The following is a 10821-nucleotide window of genomic DNA, read 5'->3' on the forward strand; positions in this document are numbered from 1 at the left end:
TCTCATGGACCCATGACCGACTCACGTGTCGCCCTGGTCACCGGTGCCTCCTCGGGCATCGGCGAGGCCGCCGCCGTCGCACTCGCGGGAGCGGGGTGGACCGTCGTCGGCGCCGCCCGGCGTCTGGAGCGACTCGAGTCCCTCCGGGCGAAGGGGGTGACGCCGCACGTCGTCGACGTCAGCGACGACGAGTCGATGGTGACCCTCGTCGACGACGTCGTCGCCGAGCACGGACGCATCGACGTCCTCGTCAACAATGCCGGCTACTCGGTCTTCGGCGCGGTCGAGGACGTGCCGGTCGAGGTCGCCCGCCGCCAGCTCGAGGTCAACGTGCTGGGCCTGTCACGGATGAGTCAGCTCGTGCTGCCGCACATGCGCGCTGCCGGCTCCGGTCGGATCATCAACATCGCGTCCGTCGCCGGCCACGTCAGCGAGCCGCTCGGCGGCTGGTACCACGCGAGCAAGTACGCGGTCGAGGCCCTCAGCGACGCGATGCGGATGGAGCTGGCGCCGCACGGGGTGCGCGTCTCGATCATCGAGCCGGGGGCGATCCGCACCGAGTTCGGCGACATCGCGGCGGACTCGCTCGCGGAGTACTCCGGCTCGGGCGCCTATGCCGCGCAGGCGCGCCGGATGGCCCGGGCCCACGAGCGGATGTTCGGCGCCGACGCGGCCGAGGTCGACGTCGTCGTCGACGCGATCGTCCACGCGGCGACGGCGCGACGACCGCGCAGCCGCTACCAGGTGCCCGCGTCCGCCCGGGCGATGGTCGCGGCGACCAAGGTCGTGCCCAGCCCGGTGATGGATGCGGTGATGGGGCGCATGTTCGGCACACACCGACGCTGAGCACTGAGGCAGGCTGTCCCCCATGGCGACCACGCAGTCGACCCGGGTGCGCCGGGCAGTCCAGCGGTACGCCGCGAGCTTCGACGAGCTGCGCGGTGTCACCGACGCCTACGTCGCGCTCGTCACCCGGCTGCTCGACGACGCGGGTATCAACTACCTGACGGTCACGGGTCGGACGAAGTCGGTCGAGTCCTTCGCGGGCAAGGCCGCCCGCCGGCTGCCCGGTGGCCGGATGGCCCACCCGAAGCCGCTCACCGACATCACCGACCAGGTCGGGGTGCGGGTCGTCACCTATGTCCTCGCCGACGTCGATGCGGTAGCCCAGCTGCTCTCCTCTCAGCTCGAGGTCCACGAGGACCGCGACATGGGCCAGGAGACGGCGGCCGCCGGCCGCTTCGGCTACTCCAGCCGGCACCTGCTCGTCGGGCTGGGCGAGGACCGGGACGAGCCGGGCATCCCGCCCGAGCGTCCCGCCTCGGTGCAGATCCGCACCGTGCTCCAGCACGCCTGGGCCGAGTTCGAGCACGACGTGCGCTACAAGGGCTCGGTCTCGGCCGAGCACGCACCCGACTTCGACCGCCGCTTCACCCTCGCGGCCGGGCTGCTCGAGCTGGCCGACCAGCAGTTCTCCGCGATCCGTGACCGGCACCGCGACGAGCTGACCTCACCGGCCGACGGCGACGACGACGACCCGCGGATCAGCCCGACCGACCTGGCGGCCTTCCTCGCCGGGCAGTTCACGGATGCCGGCTGGTCGCGCACCGACCACTACGCGTGGATCAGCGGCCTGCTGCTCGAGCTCGGCATCAGCTCGCTGTCCGAGCTGCGCGAGGTGCTGCGTGAGGTCGACGTCCCCGCCATCGACCACCACATGGGCTACCGCTACCCGCCCGGTGCGGTGCGCCGCCTCGACGACGCCCTGCTGTCGGTCTACGGCGAGCGCTACATCGCGCTCCACGGCAATGCCCACCGGCTCGCCCTGCTGCGCGCCCGGCTGGCCCGCCTCGCGGACTAACGTCGGGGCATGGCCCTGCACCTGTACTCGCTGACCGTCGACGCCCGGGACCACCGGACCCTGGCCCGGTGGTGGGCCGACGTCCTCGGGTGGCGGATCGGCTACGAGGACGAGCACGAGTGCGAGGTGCTCCCGCCCGAGGCGAGTCCCGATCCCGTCGACGAGACCGCGACGTGGTTGGCCCGCCGCACGATGCTCAGCTTCGTCCCGGTCCCCGAGGGCAAGACGGTGAAGAACCGCCTGCACATCGACCTGGCCCCCCACGTCGACCAGGACCGTGACGCGGAGATCGAGGCGCTCCTGGCGAAGGGAGCGACCCGCGCCGCTGTCGGTCAGGACGACGACGAGGTGACGTGGACCGTGCTCGCCGACCCGGAGGGCAACGAGTTCTGCGTGCTCTCCTCCCGCGACCGGTGAGCGGCGCCGGTCCGGGCACCGTCGACGAGCTCCTCGACGGGCTGCACGTCGTCGTCCTGCCGCTGGCCACGCGGTTTCGCGGGGTGCAGGAGCGAGAGGTCGCGCTCGTGCGCGGGCCGCTCGGGTGGGGGGAGTTCGCCCCCTTCGTCGAGTACGGACCGGCCGAGGCCGCCCGCTGGCTCGACGCGGCGATCGAGGCGGCCTGGGCCGGCTGGCCGCAGCCGCAGCGCGGTGAGGTCCCGGTCAACGCGACCGTCCCGGCCGTCGCGGCGGACGAGGTCGCCGGGGTGCTCGCCCGCTACGACGGGTGCACGACGGCGAAGGTCAAGGTCGCCGAGCGCGGCCAGGCCCTCGCCGACGACCTCGACCGGGTCGCCGCGGTGCGTGACGTCATGGGGCCCGGGGCCCGCATCCGGGTCGACGCCAACGGCGGCTGGTCGCTGACCCAGGCCGCCGATGCGCTGGCCGGGCTGGCTCCCTTCGGCCTCGAGTACGCGGAGCAGCCGTGCGCCGACGTCCGTGACCTCGCCCGGCTGCGCGTCGAGCTCGCCCACCAGGGCCTCGACGTGCCGGTCGCTGCCGATGAGTCGATCCGCAAGGCGCAGGACCCGCTCGAGGTCGCGCGGCTGCGGGCGGCCGACGTCGTCGTGGTCAAGGTCGCGCCCCTCGGGGGAGTGCGCTCCGCGCTGCACATCGTCGAGGACTGCGGCCTGCCCGCGGTCGTCTCCTCGGCCATCGACTCCAGCGTCGGCCTGCGCGCCGGCGTCGCGCTCGCCGCGGCGCTGCCCGAGCTGCCGCACGCCTGCGGTCTCGGCACCGCCGCCCTGCTCACGGCCGACGTCACGAGCGACCCGCTCGTCCCCGTGGCCGGGGCTCTGGCCGTGCGGGATGTCGTCGTCGACCCCGACCGGCTGGCGGCGCACGCCGCGCCGCCGGAGCGGGTGATGTGGTGGCGCGAGCGGGTCCGGGCCGCGTGGGCGGCCCGCGGCTGAGGTCGTCCACAGCCGCGCGGCGCCGCAGCCGTCCGTCCACAGAACCGGCCGCGCCCGGCCGCGCGCCGACCAGCCGGGGTTGGCTGACGGCATGGAGATCTCGCCCCTCAACCCCGTCGACCTCAGCGACGTCGTTGCCCGCCTCGAGCGGGCCGCCGGACGGGTCGAGGTGTGCGCCGTGCAGGCGCGCACCGCCACGTCGACGACCTGGCGCGGCGAGGCGGCGGTGCTCCACCACGACCGGGTCGACGAGCACGCGAGCGACCTGCGCGCGCTCGCCCGTCGGCTGCGCGAGGCGGCCGGGCTGGTCCGCGATCTCGAGGCGGCCGCGCGGCGGCGGATCGACCTCGTGGGAGACGTCGACGTCACCGCCGGTGACTGGCCGGTCGAGGTGGTCGGCCGTGGCTGAGATCAGGGTGAGCGGTGGGACAGCCGGCCTGTCCGTGGCGCTCGACGAGCTCGAGGCCGCGGCGGACCGTCTGGGCCGGGTCGCGACCGAGGTGGGTGAGGTCGCCGTCGCCGTGGGGCTCGTCGGGCTCGACCCGCGGGTGCAGCTCGCGGCGCTGACGGCACCGCTGGAGTACCTCGCCGTCGAGCGGGCGGTGCTGACCTGCGCCGGGCCCACAGGGGCGGCGGGCCTGTCGGTCGACGTCGCCGCCACCGGTGTCGCGACGCGGGCCGCGGTCCGGGCCTATCGCGAGGGCGAGCGCGCGGTCGAGGCCCTCGCCGACGGGGTGGCGACCGAGGTGGGGCGGTGGGTCGGGCGATCCGTCGCGCCGGTCGCCCTCGGGGTCGCGGTGGCTGCCGCCCCCGTGGCCGCCGTCGTGCTGTCCACCCCCGCCGGGCGCGATGCGGCCGTCGCCGTCGGGCTCGGGCTGGGGCAGGAGGTCGACGAGATCCTCTTCGACCACCCGTGGCTCGTGCCTGCGGCCGCCGAGGGTCTCGACGGGCTGCTCATCGGTCTCGGCGAGGGCCTGCCCGCGCTCGGGGTGCTCCTCGCCTGGCGCAGCGGCCGCGCGGGGGTGCCCTACCCGCCGCGCAACGAGGCCGACGCGCTCGGTGTCGTGCTCGCCGCGACCAGGGGCATCGTCCTCGACGAGTCGGGCCGGTCGGTCCGCGTGAGCGCGCGGCCGTCGTTCGCAGGTCGGCCGCCCGCCGGGGTTGCCGACCTCGTGTCCAACCACGGCCCCACCTCGGGCGGCTCCCGCGTGCGGGTCGCCGGCATCCGCGGGCCTGACGGCAGCTGGAGCTGGGTCGTCGACGTCCCGGGGACGCAGACCTTCGACCCGCGCGCGGGCGAGAACCCCTGGGACATGACGACCAATGCGCTGCTCGTCGCCGGCCGCCGTCCGCTCGTCATGCAGGCGGTCGCGCAAGCCCTCGACGACGCCCGTCGCCGCGCGGGCGACACGAGCACCACGAGCCGGGTCATGCTCACCGGGCACAGCCAGGGCGGGCTCACGGCGGCGGCGCTCGCCGCCGACCCGGCCTTCCGCTCCCGCCACCGGGTCACCCACGTCGTCACCTCGGGAGCGCCCGTCGCCTCGCTCGCCGTACCCGAGGAGGTGAGCGTGCTCAGCCTCGAGCACGACGAGGACCTCGTGCCCGGTCTCGAGGGCGATGACAACCCCGACCGCCGTGGCTGGGTGACCGTCGAGCGGTCGCTCGCGGACGACCTCGGGCCCGACGGTCGGGCGTCGCAGGCGCACGACAACGCGGCCTATGTCGACACCGCCCGTCTCGTCGACGCGAGCGAGGACCCGTCGGTGCAGGCCTGGCGAGACGGCGCCGCCCCCTTCGTCGGGTCGCCGCTCGCCACGACCGTCACCACCGACTACGACGTCGCCCGCCGGTGAGCGGTCGTCGTCGGGCCCGGCGGGTGCCAGTGGCAGGATCGGGCGGGTGAACCCCTCGACCGCCGCCGCCCGTGTGCTGCTCGACGAGCTCGTCCGCCTCGGCGTGCGCGAGGTCGTCCTGTGCCCCGGGTCCCGGTCGGCCCCGCTGGCCTATGCCGCCCACGACCTCGAGGCGGCGGGGCGCCTGCGGCTGCACGTGCGGGTCGACGAGCGCAGCGCCGCCTTCCTCGCGCTCGGGCTGGCCAAGACCTCGCGCCGCCCCGCCGTGGTCATCACGACGAGCGGCACCGCGGTCGCCAACCTCCACCCCGCGGTCCTCGAGGCGCACCACGGCGCCGTGCCGCTGCTGCTGCTCACCGCCGACCGGCCGCCCGAGCTGCGCGGGGTCGGGGCCAACCAGGCGACCGTCCAGCCGGGCGTCTTCGGCGGTGCCGTGCGCCTGACCCTCGAGCTCGAGACCCCCGCCGACCCCGAGCGGCAGACGCCGGCCTGGCGCACGGCAGCGGCCCGCGCCGTCGCCGCCGCGACCGGTGCGCTCACCGGCCAGGGGTGGGCCGGCCCGGTCCACCTCGACGTGCCCTTCCGCGACCCGCTCGCGCCGGACGACCACCCGTCGGGTCGAGGTACCGGCGACCGGCTATCCGGTCGGGATCACCTCGACCCGGCGCGCGCCGGGCGCCCGGGCGGCGACCCGTCGCTCGCCCTGCCCGCACCGCCCGAGGTCCTCTCCGGCGCCGCGACCCCGCTCGCGCACGACGAGCGGACCCTCGTCGTCGTCGGCGAGCTGCCCACGGCGCAGCACCGGGCGGCCGCCCTCGCTTGGGCCGAGCACCACGGCGCCCCCGTGCTCGCCGAGCCCGGCCCCGGCACGAGCCCGCTCGTCCTGCCGCACGGCGACCGGCTGCTCGCCGCGACGAAGTGGGTCGGGGGGCACCTCCCTTCGCGCGTCGTCGTCGTCGGCCGACCCACCCTCGGCCGGGCTGTGCCCGCGCTCACCCGCACGCCGGGGCTGCGGGTCGAGGTCGTGACGAGCGGTGAACCCGGCGCCGACGGCTGGGCCGATGCCGCCCACACGGCGGCCGCCGTCCACCCCTTCGCGGCGCTGCGGACCGAGGGTGCGGGGCAGGAGCCGACTCCCTTCGCCCGGGAGTGGCTCGCCGCCGGCGAGACGGTCGCCGCCGCGCTCGCCCCGACCGGTGCCACGCTCGACGGGCCCGCCGTGGCCCGGGCGGTGCACGACGCGCTCGCCGACGACAGCGCGCTCTTCCTCGGCAGCAGCAGCGTCGCCCGCGACGTGGCCCACGGTGTCGCCCGGGTGCGCGCCGACGTCGAGGTCATCACCAGCCGCGGGCTCGCCGGCATCGACGGCTGCGTCTCCACGGCCGTCGGGCTGGCCCTCTCCCGCACCGGGCCGACGGTGGCGGTCCTCGGCGACCTGACCTTCCTCCACGACGCCAACGGCCTGCTCATCGGGCCCGACGAGCCGCGCCCCGACCTGACCCTCGTCGTCGTCGACGACGACGGGGGCAGCATCTTCGGCACGCTCGAGTACGGCGCCGACGAGCTCGCGGGACCGATGCGCCGGCTCTTCACGACACCGACGGGCACCGACATCGAGGTGCTCTGCGCCGCCCACGGGGTGCCGGCGACGACGGCGACGTCGGCGGAGCAGCTCACCGCACTCGTGGCGCGCCCGAGCGAGGGGATCCGGGTGGTGCGGGTGCCCGTCGACGGGGCCGCGCGGCGCGAGGCGGGCCGACTCGCTCGCAAGACCGTCGTGGCGGCGCTGGGCGGCTGACCGTCGGTCAGCCGCCGAGGGCGGTGCGCATCGGCAGCAGCTTGGCCGCCGACTCGGCGACCTCGTCGGCCGCGACCGAGCCGGCGACGATGCCGCACCCGGCGTAGAGGCGCAGCGAGGACGCGCTCTCGTAGGCGCCGCAGCGCAGCGCGATGCCCCACTCGCCGTCACCGGAGGCGTCCATCCAGCCGACGGGTCCGGCATAGCGACCGCGATCCATCTGCTCGAGCTCGGCGATGACCCCGTCGGCGACGAGGGTCGGCGTGCCGCACACCGCGGCGCTCGGGTGCAGCGAGGCGGCGAGCGCGAGCGAGGTCGAGTCGTCGTCGACGACTCCCGCGACGTCGGTCGCCAGGTGCATGACGTTGTTGAGGTGCAGGACGAAGGGGGAGTCCGGCACGTTGATCGAGGAGGTGTGTGCCGTCAGGGCGTCGGCGACCGAGCGCACGGCGTACTCGTGCTCCTCGAGGTCCTTGCTGCTGCGGGCGAGGGAGCCGGCGAGGGCGAGGTCGTGGCTGTCGTCGCCGGTGCGGCGGATCGTGCCGGCGAGGACCCGCGAGGTGACCAGGCCCCGCTCGAGGCGCACGAGCATCTCGGGGGTGGCGCCGACGAGACCGTCGACGGCGAAGACCCACGTCGTGTCGTAGTCCTCGGCGAGACGGGCGAGGACCCAGCGGGGGTCGATGCGCTGCTGCGCGGTGGCCCGCACGGAGCGGGCGAGCACGACCTTGTCGAGCTCGCCGGCGCTGATCCGGGCGACCGCCTCGTCGACCGCGGCGGCCCAGCGGTCGGCGGTGAGGTCGAGGTCGGCGAAGTCCACGGGGCCGGGGGTCCGCGGCTCGGGCTGGCGCTCGAGCGGCTGGTCGGCCGCGGGGACCGTCGCATCGGTCGTGATCGTCGTGACCCACGCGAGGGCGCCGCGCCGGCCGACGACGACCTCGGGCACGACGAGGACCGACTCGGTCTGCGAGCGCCGCGAGTAGGCCATCGAGCCGAAGGCGATCGGCCCGGTGCCCGGCTCGTCGACGTCGTCGCGCACGATCGCCTCGGCCGTGACCTGCCGCCACCACTCCTGCGCCCGGTCGAAGCGGTCGGGGCCGCTCGCCCGGAAGGTCGCGACCCGGCCCCAGCCGACGAAGCCCTCGCCCTTGCGCACCCAGGAGACGACGTCGCCCGCGTCGTCCGGCTCCGGCAGGAGGGAGAGGAGGTCCGCGACCCTGGCCGCGGGGACGGCGACGGTGCGGACGACGAGCGCGGGGTGGGGGACGCCCGTGGGGGTGGGGGCGTCGGCAGGGGAAGGCGATGACATGTCGGGCATCAGCCTACGGCGGCGGGTGCGAGGATGAGGACATGAGCCGCGCCACCCTGCAGAAGGACCCCAAGGACGTCGCCGCGATGTTCGACGAGACCGCCGCGAAGTACGACCTGATGAACGACGTGATGTCGCTGGGTCAGACGCGGCTGTGGCGGCGGGCGGTCGTGGACGCCATCGACCCGCAGCCGGGGGAGCGCATCCTCGACATCGCCGCCGGCCCCGGCTCCTCGAGCCTGCCGCTGCGCCGCGCCGGCGCGCAGGTCGCCTCGGCCGACTTCTCCCTCGGCATGCTGCGCCAGGGGCTCGTGCAGAGCCCCGAGCTCGACTTCACCGCTGCCGACGCGACCCGGCTCCCCTTCGCCGACGCCTCCTTCGACGTCGTGACGATGTCCTTCGGCTTCCGCAACGTCGTCGAGCCCGAGGTCGCCCTGGGCGAGTTCCTCAGGGTGACCCGGCCCGGCGGGCGGTTGCTCATCTGCGAGTTCAGCCAGCCGGTCAACCGGGCCTTCCGCACGATCTACTCCGAGTACCTCATGGCGGCCTTCCCGCCGGTGGCCCGGCGGCTGAGCTCCAACCCCGACTCATACGTCTACCTCGCCGAGTCGATCCAGAGCTGGCCGGCGCAGGAGCAGCTCGCGCAGATGATCACCGGCACCGGGTGGGGCGGCGTCGAGTGGCGCAACCTGACGGGTGGGATCGTGGCCTTGCACCGAGCCACCAAGAGCTGACGACGGGTTAGGTCTACCTGTGTGACCGCCGAAGTTCCTGCCGGGTAGTGTCACCCGCGATCGTGAATTGCTTCACAAGCAGCTGAGGAACCTTTCGTGACCAGTGCACTGCCTGCGGCCGACGGAGACCGCAGTGTCGACGTCATCGTCGTCGGAGCCGGCCCGGGTGGCAGCGCCACCGCCGCGTGGCTGGCGAAGGCCGGCAAGGACGTCGTCCTGCTGGAGAAGTCCCGCTTCCCCCGCGACAAGATCTGCGGTGACGGGCTCACCCCGCGCGCGGTGCGCCAGCTGATCAACCTCGGCGTCCCCTTGTCGGAGACCGACGGGTGGGCGCACAACAAGGGTCTGCGGATCATCGGCGGCGGCATGCGGCTGCAGCTCGACTGGCCCGACGTGACCTCCTTCCCCGGCTACGGCATGGTCCGGGCCCGCCAGGACCTCGACGAGGTCCTGGCCCGCCACGCCGCCTCCTGCGGCGCCGAGCTGCTCGAGGGGCGCAATGTCTCCGAGCCGATCCGTGACGAGTCCGGCCGGATCGTCGGCGTCGTGGCCAAGGTCGTCGACGAGCGCGGCCGCGCCACGGGCGAGACCGAGACCTATCGCGCCCCCGTCGTCGTCGCCGCGGACGGCGTCTCCTCCCGCCTGTCGGTGAAGATGGGCCGCGAGAAGCGCGAGGACCGGCCGATGGCGGTCGCCGTGCGCGCCTACTACGAGACGCCCCGCCACGACGACGAGTACCTCGAGAGCCACCTCGAGCTGTGGTCGACGACGCCCGAAGGGGGGCGCATCCTCATGCCGGGTTACGGCTGGCTCTTCGGGCTGGGGGACGGGCGCTCCAACATCGGGCTGGGTGTCCTCAACACCTCCGAGGCCTTCGGTCGCACCGACTACAAGGACGTCATGCGTCGCTGGGTCGAGACGATGCCGGCGGAGTGGGGCATCAACGAGGGCACGATCACCGGCGAGATCACCGCGGCCGCGCTGCCGATGGCCTTCAACCGCCAGCCGCTCTACGCCGACGGCCTCATGCTCGTCGGTGACGCGGGCGGCATGGTCAACCCCTTCAACGGCGAGGGCATCGACTACGCGCTCGAGGCCGGCCACGCCGCGGCCGAGGTCATCGTCCAGGCCCTCGCCCGGCCGACCGCCGTGGACCGGGAGCGGGTGCTGCAGTCCTACGTCGCCCGGATGAAGGACATGCACGGCGGCTATTTCCGGCTCGGCGCGCAGTTCGCGAAGCTCATCGGCAAGCCCGAGATCATGCGCCTGGCGACGAAGTACGGCCTGCCCCGGCAGACGCTGATGAAGTTCATGCTCAAGCTCATGGCCAACCTCCCGGAGGAGAAGGGCGGGGGTCTCGACGACCGCCTCGTCCAGCTGATGACCCGGGTGGCCCCCGATGCGTGAGGCGGTGTCGGGTGTGTCCGGCGTCACCCCTAGGATCGGGCGTGGACTGGATCACATGACGGAAGAAAGGCGGGAGCAGTGATGAACCCGTACATCCCGCTGCTCATCCTCTTCGCCATCGGTCTCGGCTTCGCGCTCGTGTCCGTGGGCACGAGCCTGGTCGTCGGCCCGGCGCGCTACAACGCCGCCAAGGCGCAGGCCTACGAGTGCGGCATCCAGCCGACGCCGCAGGCCGCCGAGGGCGGCCGCTTCCCGGTCAAGTACTACCTGACCGCGATGCTGTTCATCATCTTCGACATCGAGGCGCTCTTCCTCTACCCCTTCGCCGTCGCCTTCGACGAGCTCGGGGCCTTCACCCTCGCTGCCGTGGTGCTGTTCCTGTTCAACGCGTTCTTCATCGCGGATGCCTATGTGTGGCGCCGCGGTGGGTTCGAGTGGGACTGACGA

The 10821-nt window shown here is 74.3% G+C and carries 11 protein-coding genes; 10 read left to right on the forward strand and 1 reads right to left on the reverse strand.

Going from position 1 to position 10821, the window contains the following annotated elements:
* Positions 1-12: 12 nt before the first annotated feature.
* From NMQ01_RS02215 to menD, 7 genes are all read left to right on the forward strand, one after another.
* On the forward strand, positions 13-846 hold the full coding sequence (locus NMQ01_RS02215) for an oxidoreductase (RefSeq protein ID WP_255185260.1): 834 nt from the start codon (positions 13-15) through the stop codon (positions 844-846).
* Between the two features lie 22 nt (positions 847-868).
* On the forward strand, positions 869-1861 hold the full coding sequence (locus NMQ01_RS02220) for a GTP pyrophosphokinase family protein (protein WP_303708025.1): 993 nt from the start codon (positions 869-871) through the stop codon (positions 1859-1861).
* A gap of 9 nt (positions 1862-1870) precedes the next feature.
* Complete coding sequence (locus tag NMQ01_RS02225; protein ID WP_255185261.1) at positions 1871-2278, forward strand: VOC family protein; 408 nt, start codon at positions 1871-1873, stop codon at positions 2276-2278.
* Positions 2275-3270 (forward strand): o-succinylbenzoate synthase, encoded by a 996-nt coding sequence (locus tag NMQ01_RS02230; protein ID WP_255185262.1) that lies wholly within the window; start codon positions 2275-2277, stop codon positions 3268-3270. The genes NMQ01_RS02225 and NMQ01_RS02230 overlap by 4 nt, the downstream gene beginning before the upstream one ends.
* 91 nt (positions 3271-3361) lie before the next feature.
* Entirely contained in the window at positions 3362-3679 is a 318-nt protein-coding gene (locus tag NMQ01_RS02235; protein WP_255185263.1) for a hypothetical protein, read from the forward strand.
* Complete coding sequence (locus tag NMQ01_RS02240; RefSeq protein WP_255185264.1) at positions 3672-5126, forward strand: hypothetical protein; 1455 nt, start codon at positions 3672-3674, stop codon at positions 5124-5126. The genes NMQ01_RS02235 and NMQ01_RS02240 overlap by 8 nt, the downstream gene beginning before the upstream one ends.
* A 46-nt stretch (positions 5127-5172) precedes the next feature.
* On the forward strand, positions 5173-6924 hold the full coding sequence (menD, locus tag NMQ01_RS02245) for a 2-succinyl-5-enolpyruvyl-6-hydroxy-3-cyclohexene-1-carboxylic-acid synthase (protein WP_255185265.1): 1752 nt from the start codon (positions 5173-5175) through the stop codon (positions 6922-6924).
* A gap of 7 nt (positions 6925-6931) precedes the next feature.
* Here menD and NMQ01_RS02250 read toward each other — a convergent pair whose 3' ends face one another.
* Positions 6932-8233 carry an isochorismate synthase MenF gene (locus tag NMQ01_RS02250; protein ID WP_255185266.1) on the reverse strand — a complete coding sequence of 434 codons (1302 nt, stop codon included), beginning with the start codon at positions 8231-8233 and terminating at the stop codon, positions 6932-6934.
* Between the two features lie 41 nt (positions 8234-8274).
* Between NMQ01_RS02250 and NMQ01_RS02255 the strand changes: the two genes are divergently transcribed.
* From NMQ01_RS02255 to NMQ01_RS02265, 3 genes are all read left to right on the forward strand, one after another.
* Complete coding sequence (locus NMQ01_RS02255) at positions 8275-8967, forward strand: demethylmenaquinone methyltransferase (protein WP_255185267.1); 693 nt, start codon at positions 8275-8277, stop codon at positions 8965-8967.
* 96 nt (positions 8968-9063) lie between these two features.
* On the forward strand, positions 9064-10374 hold the full coding sequence (locus NMQ01_RS02260; protein ID WP_255185268.1) for a geranylgeranyl reductase family protein: 1311 nt from the start codon (positions 9064-9066) through the stop codon (positions 10372-10374).
* A gap of 81 nt (positions 10375-10455) precedes the next feature.
* Entirely contained in the window at positions 10456-10818 is a 363-nt protein-coding gene (locus NMQ01_RS02265) for an NADH-quinone oxidoreductase subunit A (protein ID WP_255185269.1), read from the forward strand.
* The last annotated feature ends 3 nt before the right edge of the window (positions 10819-10821 follow it).

The sequence above is a fragment of the Janibacter sp. CX7 genome, assembly GCF_024362365.1.
GTDB lineage: Bacteria > Actinomycetota > Actinomycetes > Actinomycetales > Dermatophilaceae > Janibacter.

Excerpts from the sequence above, each read along its gene's own strand:
- NMQ01_RS02235 (WP_255185263.1), top strand. The coding sequence starts at position 3,362 with ATGGAGATCTCGCCCCTCAACCCCGTCGACCTCAGCGACGTCGTTGCC.
- NMQ01_RS02215 (WP_255185260.1), top strand. The coding sequence starts at position 13 with ATGACCGACTCACGTGTCGCCCTGGTCACCGGTGCCTCCTCGGGCATC.
- NMQ01_RS02265 (WP_255185269.1), top strand. The coding sequence starts at position 10,456 with ATGAACCCGTACATCCCGCTGCTCATCCTCTTCGCCATCGGTCTCGGC.
- NMQ01_RS02255 (WP_255185267.1), top strand. The coding sequence starts at position 8,275 with ATGAGCCGCGCCACCCTGCAGAAGGACCCCAAGGACGTCGCCGCGATG.
- NMQ01_RS02225 (WP_255185261.1), top strand. The coding sequence starts at position 1,871 with ATGGCCCTGCACCTGTACTCGCTGACCGTCGACGCCCGGGACCACCGG.
- NMQ01_RS02220 (WP_303708025.1), top strand. The coding sequence starts at position 869 with ATGGCGACCACGCAGTCGACCCGGGTGCGCCGGGCAGTCCAGCGGTAC.
- NMQ01_RS02250 (WP_255185266.1), bottom strand. The coding sequence starts at position 8,233 with ATGTCATCGCCTTCCCCTGCCGACGCCCCCACCCCCACGGGCGTCCCC.